The 17,956-nt window shown below is 65.0% G+C and carries 15 protein-coding genes and 2 pseudogenes; 6 read left to right on the plus strand and 11 right to left on the minus strand.

The features are described from left to right. Positions 1 to 51: 51 nt before the first annotated feature. From OKW38_RS15405 to OKW38_RS15425, 5 genes are all read right to left on the minus strand, one after another. Positions 52 to 1,368: a sulfate adenylyltransferase subunit 1 gene (locus OKW38_RS15405; protein ID WP_429362157.1), complete on the minus strand. Its 1,317-nt coding sequence runs from the start codon at positions 1,366 to 1,368 to the stop codon at positions 52 to 54. 24 nt (positions 1,369 to 1,392) lie between these two features. Next, positions 1,393 to 2,355, minus strand: coding sequence for a sulfate adenylyltransferase subunit CysD (cysD, locus tag OKW38_RS15410; RefSeq protein ID WP_090803401.1), 963 nt, complete (start codon positions 2,353 to 2,355; stop codon positions 1,393 to 1,395). Positions 2,356 to 2,456: 101 nt separating this feature from the next. After that, positions 2,457 to 3,203: a phosphoadenylyl-sulfate reductase gene (locus OKW38_RS15415; RefSeq protein ID WP_429335891.1), complete on the minus strand. Its 747-nt coding sequence runs from the start codon at positions 3,201 to 3,203 to the stop codon at positions 2,457 to 2,459. Next, a complete protein-coding gene (locus tag OKW38_RS15420; RefSeq protein ID WP_090803398.1) occupies positions 3,200 to 3,742 on the minus strand; it encodes a DUF934 domain-containing protein in 543 nt (180 codons plus the stop codon). Before OKW38_RS15420 ends, OKW38_RS15415 begins: the two co-directional genes overlap by 4 nt. Before the next feature lie 21 nt (positions 3,743 to 3,763). Further along, positions 3,764 to 5,443: a nitrite/sulfite reductase gene (locus OKW38_RS15425; RefSeq protein WP_429362159.1), complete on the minus strand. Its 1,680-nt coding sequence runs from the start codon at positions 5,441 to 5,443 to the stop codon at positions 3,764 to 3,766. A 225-nt stretch (positions 5,444 to 5,668) separates the two neighbouring features. Between OKW38_RS15425 and OKW38_RS15430 the strand changes: the two genes are divergently transcribed. The 6 genes and pseudogenes from OKW38_RS15430 to OKW38_RS15455 all read left to right on the plus strand — a co-directional run bounded on the left by OKW38_RS15430 (position 5,669) and on the right by OKW38_RS15455 (position 10,828). Further along, positions 5,669 to 6,610 (plus strand): CysB family HTH-type transcriptional regulator, encoded by a 942-nt coding sequence (locus OKW38_RS15430; RefSeq protein ID WP_429362161.1) that lies wholly within the window; start codon positions 5,669 to 5,671, stop codon positions 6,608 to 6,610. Between the two features lie 39 nt (positions 6,611 to 6,649). Continuing rightward, a pseudogene (locus OKW38_RS15435) lies at positions 6,650 to 7,820 on the plus strand (ABC transporter substrate-binding protein). 168 nt (positions 7,821 to 7,988) lie between these two features. Then, on the plus strand, positions 7,989 to 8,528 hold the full coding sequence (locus tag OKW38_RS15440) for a DUF302 domain-containing protein (RefSeq protein ID WP_429362163.1): 540 nt from the start codon (positions 7,989 to 7,991) through the stop codon (positions 8,526 to 8,528). A gap of 23 nt (positions 8,529 to 8,551) precedes the next feature. Continuing rightward, positions 8,552 to 9,550 carry a zinc-dependent alcohol dehydrogenase family protein gene (locus OKW38_RS15445; protein ID WP_429362165.1) on the plus strand — a complete coding sequence of 333 codons (999 nt, stop codon included), beginning with the start codon at positions 8,552 to 8,554 and terminating at the stop codon, positions 9,548 to 9,550. Positions 9,551 to 9,640: 90 nt separating this feature from the next. Further along, positions 9,641 to 10,405, plus strand: coding sequence for a ParA family protein (locus OKW38_RS15450; RefSeq protein WP_090803391.1), 765 nt, complete (start codon positions 9,641 to 9,643; stop codon positions 10,403 to 10,405). A 162-nt stretch (positions 10,406 to 10,567) separates the two neighbouring features. Further along, complete coding sequence (locus OKW38_RS15455; protein WP_090803389.1) at positions 10,568 to 10,828, plus strand: hypothetical protein; 261 nt, start codon at positions 10,568 to 10,570, stop codon at positions 10,826 to 10,828. Between the two features lie 42 nt (positions 10,829 to 10,870). Here the strand turns inward: OKW38_RS15455 and OKW38_RS15460 are convergent, their stop codons facing one another. From OKW38_RS15460 to OKW38_RS15485, 6 genes and pseudogenes are all read right to left on the minus strand, one after another. Beyond that, entirely contained in the window at positions 10,871 to 12,022 is a 1,152-nt protein-coding gene (locus OKW38_RS15460; RefSeq protein WP_429362167.1) for a Gfo/Idh/MocA family protein, read from the minus strand. 44 nt (positions 12,023 to 12,066) lie between these two features. Further along, positions 12,067 to 13,116, minus strand: coding sequence for a sugar phosphate isomerase/epimerase family protein (locus tag OKW38_RS15465; RefSeq protein WP_429362169.1), 1,050 nt, complete (start codon positions 13,114 to 13,116; stop codon positions 12,067 to 12,069). A gap of 67 nt (positions 13,117 to 13,183) precedes the next feature. Beyond that, positions 13,184 to 14,146 carry a substrate-binding domain-containing protein gene (locus OKW38_RS15470; RefSeq protein WP_090803384.1) on the minus strand — a complete coding sequence of 321 codons (963 nt, stop codon included), beginning with the start codon at positions 14,144 to 14,146 and terminating at the stop codon, positions 13,184 to 13,186. Positions 14,147 to 14,293: 147 nt separating this feature from the next. Next, positions 14,294 to 15,308: pseudogene (locus tag OKW38_RS15475) on the minus strand (ABC transporter permease). Beyond that, on the minus strand, positions 15,289 to 16,776 hold the full coding sequence (locus tag OKW38_RS15480) for a sugar ABC transporter ATP-binding protein (protein WP_090803381.1): 1,488 nt from the start codon (positions 16,774 to 16,776) through the stop codon (positions 15,289 to 15,291). The pseudogene OKW38_RS15475 and the gene OKW38_RS15480 overlap by 20 nt, the downstream one beginning before the upstream one ends. A 3-nt stretch (positions 16,777 to 16,779) precedes the next feature. After that, the gene (locus OKW38_RS15485) at positions 16,780 to 17,868 is read right to left on the minus strand and encodes a LacI family DNA-binding transcriptional regulator (RefSeq protein WP_429362171.1); all 1,089 of its coding nucleotides are present in this window, start codon (positions 17,866 to 17,868) and stop codon (positions 16,780 to 16,782) included. Between the last annotated feature and the right edge of the window lie 88 nt (positions 17,869 to 17,956).

A 17,956-nucleotide genomic window follows, 5' to 3' on the forward strand; every position in this document is an offset into this window, starting at 1 on the left:
CGCGTTGCGCCGCCTGTGTGGGCCGTCCGTCGCCTGCTAGCCTTGCCGTGCTCAGGCGGAAAACGCGCGGATCATGCCGGCGGCGACCGTGTGGTTCGTCGCCTCGTCGATCAGCACGAACGCGCCGGTGCCCTGATGCGAGTCGTACGCGTCGCACACGAGCGGCTTCTGCAAGGTCAGCGCGACACGACCGATGTCGTTCATCGCCAGTTCCTTGCGATCGGTCGCCTGCGACAGCGTATGCACGTCGAGCACTTCCTTGATCGCGCCGATCTTGGCGAACACCGTGCTGGTGGTCTGCTTCAGCAGATACTTGCGCTGCGTCGACAGCGGCGTGTCGTCGAACCAGCAGAGGTCCGCTTCGAGCTTCTTCGCCGGCTCCGGCGCCGCTTCGCGCAGCACGAAGGTGTCGCCGCGCGACACGTCGACATCTTCCGCGAGACGGATCGTCACCGTCTGACCGGCGAACGCACGGTCCACCTGCGCGGTGCCGCCGACCACCGGCGCGATGATCTCCGCCACGGTCGCTTCGCGATTGGCCGGCAACACGACGATCGTGTCGCCGAGCTTCATTTCGCCCGATTCGACCCGGCCCATGTAGCCGCGGAAATCGTCGGCCCGGCTGCCGTCCTGGCGCGCGACCCACTGCACTGGAAAGCGCAGCGCCTCGCCGTTCGCGGTTTCGACCGGCAGCGCTTCGAGCACGTCGAGTAGCGGCTCGCCCGCGTACCACGGCATGCGCTCGCTCGCCGTGACGATGTTGTCGCCCTTCAGCGCCGACACCGGCACGAAGCGCACGTCCTGCAGACCGAGGTGACGCGCGAGCTCGACGTAGGCGTCGCGGATCTCGTTGAAGCGCGCTTCGCTGTAGTCGACGAGGTCCATCTTGTTGATCGCGACGATCACGTGCTGCAGACCGAGCAGCTTGACGATCGCGCTATGACGCTTGGTTTGCGGCAGCAGTTGCGCGACGCCGTTTTCGAACGTCACGCGCGTCGCGTCGACGAGAATGATCGCCGCATGCGCGGTCGACGCGCCCGTCACCATGTTGCGCGTGTACTGCTCATGGCCCGGCGTATCGGCGATGATGAACTTACGCTTGGCGGTGGCGAAGTAGCGGTAGGCGACATCGATCGTGATGCCCTGCTCGCGCTCGGCTTCGAGGCCGTCGGTCAACAGCGACAGATCGATTTCGTCGCCGACGGTGCGCTTGTTCTTCGCGCGCGACAGCGCCGAGAGCTGGTCGCTCAATACCGCCTTGCTGTCGTACAGCAGGCGGCCGATCAGCGTGCTCTTGCCGTCGTCGACGCTGCCCGCGGTGATGAAACGCAGCACGCCGAGGTCTTCTGGTTGATGAATACTGCTCATGGTTGCTTTGCCTTCGTCGTGTGCTTAGAAATAACCCTGCTTCTTGCGCTGCTCCATCGCCGCTTCCGACACCTGGTCGTCCATCCGCGTCGCGCCGCGTTCCGTGATTTCGGTGACGGCCGTCTCGGCGATGATCTTCTCGATGACGTCCGCGTCGCTTTCGACCGGGCACGTGCAGCTGATGTCGCCGACCGTGCGGAAACGCACGAGCGCCTGTTCGCTCGTCTCACCCTCGCGCATCGGCGTGAGCGGCGTGACCGGCACGAGCAGGCCGTTGCGGCGCACGATCTCGCGCTGGTGCGCGTAGTAGATGGACGGCAGTTCGAGCTGTTCACGCGCGATGTACTGCCACACGTCGAGCTCGGTCCAGTTCGAGATCGGGAACACGCGCATGTGTTCGCCGTTGTGCAGACGCGCGTTGTACAGGCTCCACAGTTCCGGGCGCTGCGCCTTCGGGTCCCACTGGCCGAATTCGTCACGGAACGAGAAGATGCGCTCTTTCGCGCGGGCCTTTTCCTCGTCGCGGCGCGCGCCGCCGATCATCGCGGTGTAACCGTACTGCTCGATGGTTTCGAGCAGCGTCACCGCCTGCGCGGCATTGCGCGAATCCGTTTCGCGACGCAGACGCACGGTGCCGCGCTTGATCGAATCTTCAACATGGCCGACCACCAGTTCCGCGCCGATCTGTTGCGCGCGACGATCGCGGAAGTCGATCACTTCGTCGTAGTTGTGGCCCGTGTCGATATGCACGAGCGGGAACGGTAGCTGCGTTTTGCGGTTCGCGCCGAGCCCGAACGCCTTCAGTGCGAGCGCGAGCACCACGACGGAATCCTTGCCGCCCGAAAACAGCAGCGCCGGCTTGCTGCATTCGGCGACCAGTTCGCGCAGGATGTGAATCGACTCGGCTTCGAGCCAATCGAGGTGATCCATCCGGTTGACCGTGTTGGCGAGCGGAGCGTTGACAGTGGAATCGAGCGTGGTGCTCATAGCGGGTCCTTCGTTGGTTCGCCCGGCAAGCGCTGCTCGCACCGGCGAAAATATTCAGATCGGTTTCGGCGGTAGTGCGCCGCAAGCTCGGTACGCGGCGCTCAGGCCGACGCGTTTTCGTTGCGCTCGACCGCAATCGGAGTAATCGCCGTGATATGCAAGCCGCATTCCTTCGTATCGCGCGACTCCCACCACCAGCGCCCCGCCCGGCTGTCTTCGCCGGGGCGGATCGCACGCGTACACGGCTCGCAGCCGATGCTCGGATAACCGCGCGCATGCAGCGGATTGACCGGCACGTCGAACGCACTAAGATAATCCCAGACTTCGGCTTCGGTCCAGTCCGCGAGCGGATTGAACTTGGCGATATTGCGCGCGTCGTCGTGCTCTTCCTCGTGCAGCTCGGCACGCGTGACCGATTGCTCGCGACGCTGCCCGGTCACCCAGGCGCTGACCTCGGCAAGCGCGCGATTGAGCGGCTCGACCTTGCGGATCTCGCAGCAGCGCTTGCGCAGCTCGACGCTTTCATAGAATGCGTTCAGGCCGTGCCCGTTCACATACTGCTCGACCGCGGCCGCCCGCGGATGAAACTGCTCGATGTCGTAGCCGTAGCGCTCTTTCACGCGGTCGAGCATGCCGAGCGTTTCCGCATGCAGGCGCCCCGTGTTCAGCGAAAAGATGCCGATCTTCACGCCGCGCGACAGGATCGCATGCGTGAGCAGCATGTCTTCGGCCGCGAGGCTGCTCGCGAGCTTCACGTTCGCGTGACGCGCGGCGATCGAGTCGAGCAGCGCGTCGAGACGCTCGACCTTCGCTGCGAGCTCCGGGCTCAACGATTGGGCGGCGCTCATGCCGGGACCTTGCCGGCGCCAGCCTGCGCGGCACGGCGGCGGAACAGCGGCGACGTGTCCACGGCGCCCTGGTACTGCACGCTAAAGTCGTCGAACGCTTTCAACGCGTCGTTGATGTCCTTGTCGGCGCGCAGTGCATACGCGTCGAAGCCGCAGCGGAACATGAACGTGATCTGGTCGCGCAGCACGTCGCCGATCGCGCGCAGTTCGCCCTTGTAGCCATAGCGCTCGCGCAGCAGACGGCCGATGCTGTAGCCCCGGCCGTCGCGGAACACCGGGAAGTCCACGGCGATCAGCGCGAGCTTGTCGAAGTCGCCGGCGATGTCCGCCGGTTCGTTATCCGGCGCGAGCCATACGCCGATGTCGGCGGCTTGACGCGCGGCCACGAGCGCTTCACGCTCGGCCTGCCACAGCGCCAGCGGTACGATGACCTTGCCGGGCGGCAGTTCGGCCACTGCCGGCAAAGCGCCGTCTTCCGCGGCACGCACGACGCTCCAGTCGTCGTCGACGATCGCGCGGTTCTTGATGATTGAAGCCATCTGTTCAGTATCCTTTCGCGGTTACGCGTGAGCCGGTTGACGCGCGGCGTACACGCGCTCCTTGAACGGCGCGATGCCGATGCGGGTGTACGTATCGATGAAACGCTCGCCTTCCTGGCGGTTTTCCACGAACGTATCGATCACCTTCGTCATCACGTCGGGCATTTCCTCGGCCGAGAACGACGGGCCGATCACGCGGCCAAGGTGAGCGCCGGTCGCGCCGGTGCCCTGCTCGCCGCCGAGCGTCACCTGGTACCACTCGGAGCCGTCCTTGTCGACGCCCAGAATGCCGATGTTGCCGACGTGATGGTGACCGCACGCGTTGATGCAGCCCGAGATGTTCAGCGACACGTCGCCGAGGTCGTACACGTAGTCGAGATCGTTGAAACGTTCCTGGATCGCGAGCGCGATCGGAATCGACTTCGCATTCGCGAGCGAGCAGAAGTCACCGCCCGGGCACGAGATGATGTCGGTCAACAAGCCGATGTTCGGCGTCGCGAAACCCTGCGCCCTGGCCTTTTCCCACAGCGCGAACAGGTCGCGCTTCTTGACGTCGGCGAGGATCAGGTTCTGTTCGTGCGACACGCGGACCTTGCCGAACGAGTATTCGTCGGCCCAGTCGGCGACCGCGTCCATTTGCACGTCCGTCGCGTCGCCCGGCGCAACCGTGGTCGGCTTCAGCGACAGCGTGACCGACGCGTAGCCCGAGACCTTGTGCGGACGCACGTTACGCTCGACCCAGCGCGCGAACGCGCGGTTTTCCAGCAGATGCTTTTCGAACGACGTATCGGTGTCCGGCAGCTTGTCGTAAGCGGGCGGCGCGAAGTATTGCGTCACGCGATCGACTTCGGCCTGCGTGAGCGTCGACGGGCCGTCCTTCAGGTGCTGCCACTCTTCTTCGACCTGCGCGGCGAACTTCTCCGCCGAGAGCGCCTTCACCAGAATCTTGATACGCGCCTTGTACATGTTGTCGCGGCGGCCGTAGCGGTTGTACACACGCAACACGGCTTCGCTATAGGTCAGCAGGTGCTGCCACGGCAGATCGCGGCGGATCACCGCGCCGACGATCGGCGTGCGGCCCAGACCACCACCGGCGAGGATGTCGGCCACCAGTTCGCCCTGTTCGTTCTTGCGCAGATACACGCCCATGTCGTGGATCTGCACGGCCGCGCGGTCTTCCTTCGAACCCGACACCGCGATCTTGAACTTGCGCGGCAGCCACGCGAATTCGGGGTGGAACGTCGACCATTGACGCAGGATTTCGGCCCACGGACGCGGATCGACGACTTCGTCGGGCGCGACGCCGGCGAATTGATCGGCGGTGATGTTGCGGATGCAGTTGCCCGAGGTCTGAATGCCGTGCATCTGCACCGAGGCGAGCTTGCGCAGAATCTCCGGCGTTTCTTCGAGCTTGATCCAGTTGTACTGGATGTTCGAACGCGTCGAGAAATGGCCGTAGCCGCGGTCGTGTTCGCGCGCGATCTGCGCGAGCACGCGCATCTGGTCGCTGCGCAAGTTGCCGTACGGAATCGCGATGCGGTGCATGTACGCGTGGCGCTGGTAATACAGACCGTTCTGCAGCCGCAGCGGACGGAATTCCTCTTCGCTCAATTCGCCCGACAAGCGGCGGCGAACCTGATCGGCGTACTGCGCGACCCGTTCATCGACGATGGTCTGGTCGTACTGATCGTATTGGTACATTCGGGGGCCCCAATTTTTCGAAACTTGCGTGACACGCGACCGTCCGGATCGGCCGCGGCTTGAATACCGGCTTTGTCAGCTATCGCAAGCGAGCGTTTAGACCCATCGCTCATTTGCTTATAACAAATACAGATATCCATATTGAAAAAGATGGACAGATCGTAATAAACTCGCCTTATATTTCAAACGACTAAAAAATTCTTTTTATATGCGGCGAGGTTATATATGAACCTGCACCAATTCCGCTTCGTCCGCGAGGCTGTGCGGCAGAACTTCAACCTCACCGAAGCGGCCAAGGCGTTGTTTACCAGCCAGCCGGGCGTCTCGAAGGCGATCATCGAGCTGGAGGACGAACTTGGCGTCGAAATCTTCACCCGCCACGGCAAGCGCGTGCGCTCGCTGACCGAGCCGGGCCGCATCATATTGCAATCGATCGAAAAAATCCTGCAGGAAGTGGAAAGCCTGAGGCGGGTCGGCAAGGACTTCGCGGCGCAGGACCAGGGCAATCTGACGATCGCCGCGACCCACACGCAGGCGCGCTACTCGCTGCCCGCGGCGATCGCGGAGTTCAAGAAGCGCTTTCCGAAGGTTCACCTTTCAATTCTGCAAGGCAGCCCGACCCAGGTCGCCGAAATGGTGCTGCACGACCAGGCCGACCTCGCGATCGCGACCGAGGCGATCTCGAACTACAAGGATCTGGTGTCGCTGCCCTGCTTCCAGTGGCACCACGTCGCGGTGATGCAGCCCGACCATCCGCTGCTCGAGCGCAAGCTGCTGTCGCTCGACGACCTGACCCAGTACCCGCTGATTACGTACGACAACGCGTTCGCCGGCCGCACCAAGATCAACGAAGCGTTCCGCCTGCGCGGGGTGCATCCGGACATCGTGCTCGAGGCGATCGACGCCGACGTGATCAAGACCTACGTCGAGCTGGGCCTCGGCGTCGGCATCATGGCCGACATCGCGTTCAACGCCGAGCGCGACCGCCATTTGCGCGCGATGCCGGTCGGCCATCTGTTCGGCAGCAACGTGACGCGCGTCGCGCTGAAACAGGGCGCGTATCTGCGCAGCTACGTGTACACGCTCGTCGAGCTGCTGTCGCCGAGCCTGAACCGCAAGCTGATCGAGCAGGCGCTGACGGGCGAACACGAAACCTATGAGCTTTGAACCGCTTCCATACCGCTCTCTCGCTACGGAGACCTTCCGATGAAGTTGCATAACAATAAAGTACGCAACACCCTGCGCGGCCTCGCGGCCGCGGCGCTGCTCGTCGCCGGCGCGGCGCACGCCGACCTGAAAGTCGGCATCGACCTGTCGAACACGGGGCCGGCCGCCGTCATCGGCATCACGAGCAAGAACGCGATGCTGATGTGGCCGCAGACGATCGCCGGCCAGAAAGCCGACTACATCTTCCTCGACGACGCGTCCGACCCCGGCAACGCCGTGCGCAACATCCGCAAGCTGATCAACGAGGACCACGTCGACGTGGTCGTCGGCCCGAACATCACGCCGGCCGCGATGGCCGCGCTCGATCCGGTCGCCGACAGCCAGACGCCGATGATCACGCTGATCGGCTCGGCCATCGTCGTCGAGCCGCAGGAAGGCAAAAAGATCTGGGCCTACAAGATGGCGCAGACCGATAGCGCGATGGCCGACGTGATGACACGCTACATGTCGAACCACGGCGTGAAGACGGTCGGTTTCATCGGTTTCGCGGACGGCTACGGCGAAAGCTGGCTCAACGAGTTCAGCAAGTTCGCTGCGCTGCGCCATATCCAGCTGGTCGCGACCGAGCGCTACAACCGCACCGACGCGAGCGTGACCGGCCAGATCCTGAAGCTGATGGCCGCGAAGCCCGACGCGATCCTGATCGCCGGCGCGGGCACCCCAACGGTACTGCCGCAGCGCACGCTGATCGAGCGCGGCTACAAGGGCCCGATCTATCAGACGCATGGCATCGCGACGCCGGAGTTCATCAAGCTCGGCGGTAAAGACGTGGAAGGCACGCTGTTCCCGACGCAACCGGTCGTCGTCGCGCGCACGCTGCCGGCCGATCATCCGTCGAAGAAGGCGGCGCTCGCGTTCGTCGACGCGTACGAGGCGAAGTACGGCCCCGGCAGCGTCACGCAGTTCGCGGGCGACGCGGCCGGCGTGTACCCGCGCCTGCAGGACGCCGTCGCGCGCGCGTTGAAGACCGCGCAGCCGGGTACGCCGGCGTTTCGCGTCGCATTGCGCGACGAGCTCGAACACGCGCATGAGCTGGTGGTGCCGAACGGGGTCGTCAATACGAGCCCGAAGGATCACGTCGGTCTCGATCAGCGGGCGAGCGTGATGGGCACCATCAAGAATGGCAAATTGTGTTTACCTGAGCCAGTAATCTGGCATCGGGGCGCCGATCAGGCGCCCCTGACGGCGGCTTCGCGAATGTGGAAGCCGCCGTTCGTTCAGCGGGCACCCCATCCGCTTTCTTTCGCCTTTCGGTAGAACTTCCCTCACAGCGCGTCCGCACGATCGGCCACACCGCACCAGCGAACGCCTACACTGCATGGATTCGCTTCTCCGTTGGCGCATTGCACGCATGCGACGCATGCTGCGTCACGGTCGACGCGTTGCCCGTCCGGCAGACCTGATCACGCGAACGCTGCCGGAGCACAACATCCGCACGGGAGGCATGATGGCCACCGCTTCGATCGCAGAGAACGCCAGCGCTGGCATCGTCACCGTTGCAAGCACCCATGCGGGCGACGCGACCGCCGAGCGTCTTCAAACCTTGATTCTGGAGCGAGGGCTGACGGTTTTCGCGTGCATCGATTTCAGCGGTGACGCTGGGCGCGAGGGACTGGCGATGCCGTTCAGCCGGCTCCTGATCTTCGGCAATCCCAAAGCCGGTACACCGCTGATGCAACTCGCGCCGACCGCCGCGCTCGATCTTCCTTTGAAGGTGCTCGTCTGGGAGGACGCGGACGGCCGTGCGTGGCTATCGTTCAACTCGACGGCCTATCTTCGTGAGCGGCATGGTCTGCCGGACGACTTGATGAAGCCGGTGAGCGGTGTGGCCGCCCTCGTCGATGCGGCCGCGCGATAACGCGTCGAACCAAGGAGACCGCCATGTCCATGCACGCTCTGATACTCAGCCAATACAACGGCCCGCTCGAATACACGACGCTGCCCCGCCCGGAACCCGCTGCCGGCCAGGTCCTGGTGCGCGTCGCCGCGAGCGGCCTCAATCCGCTCGACATCAAGATTCGCGCGGGCGAGGCCGCGCACGCGCAACACCCGTTGCCGCTCGTCCTCGGTATCGACCTCGCGGGCACGGTGGAGGCGCTCGGCGATGGCGTCGGCGGGTTCGCTGTCGGCGACAACGTGTATGGCATGACCGGCGGCGTCGGCGGCATCCAGGGGTCACTCGCCGAGTACGCTGCGGTCGATGCCGCCCTGCTCGCCCATGCGCCGCGCAATCTGTCGATGCGCGAGGCCGCCGCGTTGCCGCTCGCGTTCATCACGTCGTATGCGGGTATCGTCGATCGCGCGCATCTGCAAGGCGGAACCAAGGTGCTGGTCCAGGGTGGCGCCGGAGGGGTCGGCCACATCGCCGTGCAACTGGCGCGCGCGCTCGGCGCCGACGTCTATGCAACCGCGAGCGCACACAATGCCGAGCTGGTGCGGCGGCTCGGCGCGACACCGATCGACTACCGCGCGCAGACGGTCGAACAGTATGTGGCGAGTTTGACCGATGGCGAAGGCTTCGATCTGGTCGTCGATACGGTAGGGGGGGCCTCGCTCGATGCGTCGTTCGCCGCGGTCCGGCATTTTGGGCACGTGGTCAGTGCGCTTGGCTGGGGGACGCATGCGCTTGCGCCGCTGTCGTTTCGTGAAGCCAGCTATTCAGGAATCTTCACGCTGTATCCGTTGCTGACCGGTCGATATCGCGCGCACCTCGGCGAGATGATGCGCGAAGCGACGCGGCTCGTGGAAAGCGGCGCGCTCGCGCCCGTGGTCGATCAGACACGGTTCGAATTGCGCAGCGCGGACGAGGCCTACCAGCTCGTTGCCAGTGGGACTGGACGTGTGAAGGTGGTGGTCGACGTGGATACCGCGCAACGCTGACCCGGTCACGAACAACCCATCGAAATCAGCGCCGTCACCCGACTCAGGTATGCTGGGCCCTTTGTAACCGCTTCCGTTCAAGGGGAGACCATGCGGCGCGTTGTATTCAATCAGAAAGGTGGCGTAGGCAAATCGACCATCGTCTGCAACCTGGCGGCCATCAGCGCGAGCGAAGGGCTGCGTACGCTGGTGATCGACCTCGATGCCCAGGCGAATTCGACCCAGTACCTGCTCGGCGCCCAGGCGAGCGAGGTCAACCCCACCGTCGCAGGCTTCTTCGAAACCGCGCTGGGCTTCAGCTTCAAACCCGTGGAAGCGACCTCGTTCATCCATCCGACGCGCTTCGAGAATCTCGACGTGATGCCCGCCCATCCCGACCTCGACACGCTGCACGGCAAGCTCGAATCGCGCTACAAGATCTACAAGCTGCGCGACGCGCTGAACGAACTCGACATGTACGACGCTATTTACATCGACACGCCGCCCGCGCTGAACTTCTACACGCGCTCGGCGCTGATCGCCGTCGAGCGTTGTCTGATTCCGTTCGACTGCGACGACTTCTCGCGTCGCGCGCTCTACACGCTGCTCGAAAACGTCAAGGAGATCCAGCAGGATCACAACGACGCGCTGCAGGTGGAGGGCATCGTCATCAACCAGTTCCAGCCTCGCGCGAGCCTGCCGCAAAAGCTCGTCGACGAACTGATCGGCGAAGGCTTGCCGGTGCTGGGGTCGCGCTTGTCATCGTCGGTGAAGATCCGTGAGTCGCATCAGCTGGCGACACCCGTCATTCATCTCGATCCGGGGCATAAGCTCGCGCAGGAGTATCGGGCGTTGCATCGGGAGTTGAGCGAGTAAGGCGGAGCGCGGCGCCGAAGCGCGAGCGCGAGCCACCCTTCTCCGCTTTCGCTGAGCGGGTCGTGGTTCATCGCGTGTTTTTCGTCCGTAGTCCCCAACCGCATACCGTCGGCAAAATTGTTAAAGTAACGCTCTCGTCAATCAGCCGCCGCAGTCCCCATCATGCGCACCACCCGAGCCATCCACGCCGTCGAGCGCCTGAAAACGCGCAGCGGCAACCCGCGCTTCGCCGCGATCAGTCTGTCCGGCGGCCTGTTCTATCTGGTCGACAAATCGAGCGGAGCCGACAAGAAAGTGTCCGACCCGCTGACGCTCGACGACTTCGTCAAGTTCGTCGACGCCTACGGCCCGCAGAAGCCGCGCAAGGCCAGCAAGCTCGATATCGCGTTCGAAGCGCAGATCAAGAAAAGCAAGGGCGGTTGACGCTTCGGCAGCTTCGCCGACCTGGCGTTTTGTTGCAACGCTTCACGCCTCTTCGATCTCCACCCACCGTCCATCCGCCGCACTGCTTTTCAGCACCGCGTCGATAAACCGCAAACCGTCGACGCCATCATCGACCGTCGTCAATAGCAGGCTCTCGGCTGGTGGCGCGCGACCATCGTTCAACGCATCGATCTGCAACGCCGCATCCTGGTACAACTGCGCGAACGCTTCCAGATAGCCTTCCGGATGCCCGGCCGGCACGCGGGTCGCATGCGCGGCAACCTGACTATTCACCCGAGCGCGCGTCAATCGTTCGGCAGCGCCGCCCAACGGCGTGAACCACAAGGCGTTCGGCTCCTCCTGATCGAACGCGAGTCCCGCCTTCGTGCCATACACGCGCAAGCGCAGCGCGTTCTCCGCGCCGCACGCCACCTGGCTCGCCCACAACATGCCGCGCGCGCCGTTCGCATAACGCAGCATCGCCTGCACGTGATCGTCGACACGACGCCCCGGTACGAACGTGTGCAACTCGGCCGACAGCGCGCGCGGCATCATCCCCGTCACGAAAGCGGCCAGTTGATACGCGTGCGTGCCGATATCGCCGAGGCACCCGGCCGGCCCCGCCAACGCGGGATCGGTGCGCCAGCGCGCCTGCCTGTTCGCGCCGCCTGTTTCGACCGGCTCGGCGAGCCAGTCCTGCGCATACTCGACCTGCACGACGCGAATCTCGCCCAGTTCGCCACGTTCGACCAGCTCGCGCGCATGCCGCACGAGCGGGTAGCCCGAATAGGTATGCGTCAACGCAAACAGCCGCTTTTTTGACTGCGCGAGCTTTGCGAGCGCTTCGCCTTCGGCGAGCGAAACCGCGAGCGGCTTGTCGCAGATCACGTGGATGCCGGCTTCGAGAAACGCCGTCGCGACCGGCGCGTGCAGATGATTCGGCGTGACGATCGCGACCGCGTCGATGCCGTCCTCGCGCGCGGCCTCGGCGCGCGCCATCTCGTGCCAATCCGCGTAGCTGCGCGCGATGCCCGCTTCGACGGCGCTCGCCCGCGCGCGCTCGGAATCGGACGACAACGCGCCCGCCACCAGTTCGAAACGATCGTCGAGCCGCGCGGCGATCCGATGCACGGCGCCGATGAACGCGCCCTGCCCGCCGCCGACCATCCCCAGCCTGAGCCTTCTTCGCTGCATTGTTTGCGCTCCCATGTGTTGCGTCGGCTGTCACCGCCCACCCGTCAGATGCCGAGCACGCTTTTTAACTGCGCGGTATCGACACCGCTTCCCGCGAAGTCATCGAACGCACGCTCGGCCACGTGGATGATGTGCCGGCGAATGAACGCCGCGCCTTCGCGCGCGCCGTCGTGCGGATGCTTCAATGCGCATTCCCATTCGAGCACGGCCCAGCCCGGAAAATCGAACTGCGCCATCTTCGAGAAGACCGCGCCGAAGTCGATCTGCCCATCGCCGAGCGAGCGAAACCGCCCCGCGCGTTCGACCCAGCCGCTGTACCCGCCGTACACGCCCTGCTTGCCGGTCGGACGAAACTCCGCGTCCTTCACATGAAACGCCTTGATGCGCTCGTGGTAGATATCGATGAACGCGAGATAGTCGAGCTGTTGCAGCACGAAGTGGCTCGGGTCGTACAGGATGTTCGCGCGCGGATGCTGATCGACCGCCGCGAGAAAGCGCTCGAACGTCACGCCGTCGTGCAGGTCTTCGCCCGGATGCAGTTCGTAGCAGACATCGACGCCAGCCGCGTCGAACGCATCGAGAATCGGCGTCCAGCGGCGCGCGAGCTCTTCGAACGCGGCTTCGACGAGACCGGCCGGCCGCTGCGGCCACGGGTACAGATACGGCCACGCGAGCGCGCCCGAAAACGACACGTGCGTGCTCAGGCCCAAACGACGCGACGCCTGCGCCGCGAGCTTCATCTGCGCGATCGCCCATTCGGTGCGCGCCGCCGGATTGCCGCGCACCTGCGGCGCGGCGAAGCCGTCGAACAGCGTGTCGTAAGCCGGATGCACGGCGACCAGTTGCCCTTGCAGATGGGTCGATAGTTCGGTGATCGCGACGCCCGCGTTGTCGACGCTCTCGCGCAGTTCGTCGCAATACGCGTCGCTCGCGGCCGCCTTGTCGAGATCGATCAGGCGCGGGTCGCACGGCACCTGGATGCCCTTGAAGCCGAGACCCGCGGCCCAATCCGCGAGATGCGCGAGGTTGTCGAACGGCACGTCGTCGCCCACGAACTGCGCGAGAAAAATCGCCGGCCCTTTGATGGTTTTCATCGTACGGTTCCTCGAACTTTGCGCGCGGGCCGCGCCCGCGCGTGCTAGACGATGCTCGGCGCGCCGCTCAGAACGGCGAGTCGGGGAAATAGAACTGCTGGGCGTTTTCCTTCGTGATCAGCACCGACGGAATGATCGTGGTGGCCGGCAGCTTGTCGCCCTTCAGCCGCGCTTCGGCCGTCAGCTTGATCGCGTCGTAGATGAATTTCGGCGAGTACGACACGTCGGCCTTGATCATCGGCGCGCCGTCCATCACGTTCTTCACCATGCCCTTCGAGCCCGCGCCGCCGAACACGATCTTGATGTCGTTGCGCTTCGCCTGATCGATCGCCTTCAGCACGCCGACCGCCATGTCGTCGTCGGCGGCCCATACGGCGTCGATGTGCTTGAAGCGCGTCAGGTAGTCCTGCATCACCTTGAACGCGTCGTCGCGATTCCAGTTCGCGTACCTGGCGTCGAGAATCTTGATGTCCGGATAGTTTTTCATCACGCCGGTGAAGGCGGTCCAGCGTTCGTTGTCGAGCGTGGTCGGAATGCCGCGCAGCGCGACGACGTTGCCCTTGCCGTCGAGTGCCTTCGCCAGGTACTCGGCCGGAATCTTGCCGAACGCAGTGTTGTCGCCGGCCACGTAGGCGTCCTGCGCGCTCGTGTTCGTCAGGCCGCGATCGACCACCGTCACGTACACGCCTTTCTTCTTCACCTGCTCGACCGGCTGTGTCAGCGTCGCCGATTCGTACGGGAAGATCACGAGCGCGTTGATCTTGTTGACCGTCACGAGATCCTGCAACTGGTTCGCCTGCTCGGGCGCGTTGGCGGCCGTTTTCACGATCACTTTCAGATCGGGATGCGCCTTCTCGAGATCCGCCTTCGCCTTGTTCGCCCACCAGACGATGCCGCCGGTGAAGCCGTGATCGGCCGTCGGAATCGCGACGCCCAGCGTGACCTTGTCGTCGGCGCGCGCCGCGCCGCTCGTGCCCAGTATCCCCAACGCCAGCACGCCGGCGCCGATCGCTCGAATGACTTGCTTCATGGTGTGTGTCTCCAATCATGAGGCGTTCGCTCGCCTCGATTTTTCGGACCTGCCGTTGGTTTACCGCGCCTGCTTTGCTACGCCTGCTTCGCTGCGATTTGTTCAGCGCGCTTTTTTCACTGCGCTCGCGCCGCTGGAAGTGCGCGGCTAGCGCCGCCCACGCTGCACGAACGCGACGAAAATAATCACGACGCCCTGCACCGCCGCGTTCAGATACACGCTGATGATGCTGGTCAGGTTCAGGATGTTCGCGATCACCGACAGCAGGATCGCGCCGATCACGGTGCCGATCACGCGTCCCTCGCCGCCCTTGAGCGCGGTGCCGCCGACCACCACCGACGCGATCGCTTCGAGCTCCCACAACAGGCCCGTGGTCGGCGTGGCGGAGCCGAGGCGCGGCACGTAGAGCACGGTGGCCACGCCCACGCAAATCCCCAGCAGCACATAAGTGACGATCTTCACCGTATCGACGCGAATCGCCGCATAACGCGCGACCTGTTCGTTCGAGCCGATCGCCTGCACGTGCCGGCCGAACGCGGTGCGATTGAGGATCAGCGCGCCGCCGGCCGCGACCACGAGAAACACCCAGATCGGCACCGGCACGCCGAACAGGCTCGCGTAATAGACGGGACCGTAGAGGTCCGATAGCGAATCCATTGAGCGTCAGCGCGCCGCCATCGGCCAGCCATGTCAGTACCGCGCGAAAAATCCCGAGCGTGCCCAGGGTGACGATGAACGGCTCGATGCGCCCTTTGGTGATCAGCAGCCCATGCGCGCAGCCGAACAGCGCGCCGAGCACGAACGCCGCGACGATGCCGATCGTCACGATCATGAGCGGCGGCAACGCATGACCGGCGGCGCCCGCCGCGAGCCCGTTCATCAGCCAGATCATGATGCCCGCGATCAGCGCGGCCATCGAGCCGACCGACAGATCGATGCCGCCCGAGATGATCACGAAGGTCATGCCGACCGCGATGATGCCGATGAACGACGTGCGCGTGAGCACGTTCATCAGGTTGTCGAGCGTCGCGAAGTCGCGATTGAGCAGCGTGCCGACGATGCACAGCAAGATCAGCCCGGCGAGCGGCCCGAGCGTATAGAGCCGCTGCGCGACGCGCAGCGCGCGCCGTGATTGCACGGCTTCAGTGGGTGCCGGTCGCATGAGCGATCAACTCCTGTTCAGTCAGATGCTCGAGCGTCAGCGTCGCTTGCAGATGTCCCGCGCGCATGACGGCGACGCGATGGCACAAGCCGATCAGCTCGACCAGTTCGGATGAAATGACGATCACCGCACGGCCCTGCGCGGCGAGACGATGAATCAGGAAGTAGATGTCGCGTTTCGCGCCGACGTCGACGCCGCGCGTCGGCTCGTCGAGCACGATCACGTTCGGGTCGGGCTGCAGGAACTTCGCGAGCGCGAGCTTCTGCTGGTTGCCGCCCGACAGCATGCGCGCGCGGCTCGACAGGTCGCCGGTACGAATGCCGAATTCGCCGACGGCCTTCTGCAAGGCCGCGCGCCCCGCTTTCATGTCGAGCAGCGGATGCGCGTAGCGTTCGAGCGTCATCAGCGTGACGTTGTCCTGCAGGCTCAGGTCGACGTGCAGACCCTTGCCCTTACGGTCCTCGCTCAGATACGTGAGACCGTGGCGCATCGCGTCGCGCGGGTTCTTCAGATCGACTGCCCGGCCGGCGATTTCAATCGTGCCGCCCGTGCGTTTGCGCAAGCCGATGATCGCCTCGAACGCCTCGGTGCGGCCCGCGCCGACGAGGCCCGCGAAGCCGAGCACTTCGCCCGCGCGCACCTCGAAGCTCAGATCCTCGACCCAGTCGGGCACCGTCAGGCCGTTCACACGCAACGCGATCGGCGTGTCGGCGGGCACCGTCTGCTTGTCGGGGAACATGTCGGACACGTCGCGCCCGACCATCAGGTTCGCCATCTGCTGACGCGCGAGCCCCGCGGTTTCACCGCGCGCGACGAAGCGGCCATCGCGCATCACGATCACTTCGTCGGTGATGCGCTCCACTTCATCGAGCTTGTGCGAGATGTAGACGATCGTCACGCCATCGGCCTTGAGCTTCAGCATCAGCGCGAAGAGCCGTTCGGTCTCGGCGGGCGTCAGCGTCGCGGTCGGCTCGTCCATGATCAGGAGACGCGCACGGCGCGACAGCGCCTTCGCGATCTCGACCATCTGCTTTTCCGCGACGATCAGCTCGCGCACCTTCGTGTCCGGCGCGCGCTCGAGCCCGACCTGCGCGAGATAGCGCGCGGCGTCGCTGCGCATCGCGGCATCGTCGACTAACCAGCCGCGGCGCTTCTCGTGACCGAGGTACATGTTCTGCGCGATCGTCAGATGCTCGGCGAGGTTGAACTCCTGGTGGATCAACACGATGCCCTGCGCCTCGGCGTCGCGTGAGCCGGCGAAGCGCTGCGCGTGGCCGTCGACCAGCACGCTGCCTGACGTTGCCGTTTCATAGCCGGCGAGGATTTTCATCAGCGTCGACTTGCCCGCGCCGTTCTCGCCGAGCAGACCGTAGATGCGGCCGGGTGCGAGTTCGAAGCTCACGCCGTGCAGCACGCGCACGGGCCCGAAGTCCTTGCGGATGTCGTCGAAACGGATCGCGAGGCTCATGGCTCACGCACTCCCGCGGATCACGAGGCGATGCGGCAGCAGCACGCCCGGCACGTTGGCCTGCGGATTCGCGAGGCGTTGCAGCAACAGACGCGCGGCGGTCTCGCCGAGCTCGCGCATCGGCTGCGCGATCGTCGTGAGCGGCGGATCGATCTGCGCGGCGAGCGAGATGTCGTCGAAGCCGGCCACGGCGACGTCGTCGGGCACGCGCTTGCCGACGCTGCGCAAGCCGTGGATCACGCCGATCGCGAGCGTGTCCGACACCGCGAAAATCGCGCTCGGCGCGTCGCGCTGCCGCATCAACGCAGTTGCGGCCGACGCACCCGCTTCGTAATCGAGGCTGTTCAGATTCATGCGCCAGCGCGGGTCGGGCGCGATGCCCGCGTCGCTCAATGCGTCGAGGTAGCCCTGCTGACGCTGGCGCGCATACAGATAGTCGACGTCGGAATTGATCAAGCCGATGCGCCGGTGGCCGCGCGTGAGCAGGTGGCGCACCGCGTCGCCGGCCGCGCGGTAGTTGTCGATGCCGACGTAGGGCACGCCCATCTGCGGATCGAACTCGCAGCACGCGACCCACGGCAGCGCCTGCGACGCCTCGCCGAGCGCCTGCTGGATCGTCGCCGGATCGAGGCAGATCGCGCCGTCCGCGCGGCGCCGCCGCAGCATGTCGAAGTAGCTGCGCTCACGCCCCGGGTCCGCGCCGGTGTCGCATAGCAGCATGAAATAGCCGTGCCGACGCGCGACGCTGTCGATACCGCGCACGATCTCCGCGTAAAACGGATTGCCGAAGTCCGGCACCATCGTCAGCAGCAGGCGGCTTTCGGCGGTGCGCAGATTGCGCGCAAGTTCGTTGACGCGGTAGCCGCTCGCGTCGATCGCGGCGAGCACCCTGTCGCGGGTAGCGGGCCGCACGTTCTCGTGGCCGTTCAGCACGCGCGACACCGTCGCGACCGACACGCCCGCCTGCTCGGCCACGCCGGCGATCGACGGGCCGTCGGCCGCGCGCGGCGAGCGCCTCTGCGGCTGAGGTTGCGGTTGACTGCTCGCGCCGGACACCACGGCCGGCGACGATCGGGACGGCGTTCGGGACACACGACCTCGCAGCAAAAATGTAATCGATTACATTTTGTGGCGATGGCGACGCGAATCGCAAGGACGGATCGCTAGGGATTAACACGGG

Source organism: Paraburkholderia sp. MM5496-R1, assembly GCF_050436205.1.
In the GTDB taxonomy this organism is placed as follows: domain Bacteria; phylum Pseudomonadota; class Gammaproteobacteria; order Burkholderiales; family Burkholderiaceae; genus Paraburkholderia; species Paraburkholderia tuberum.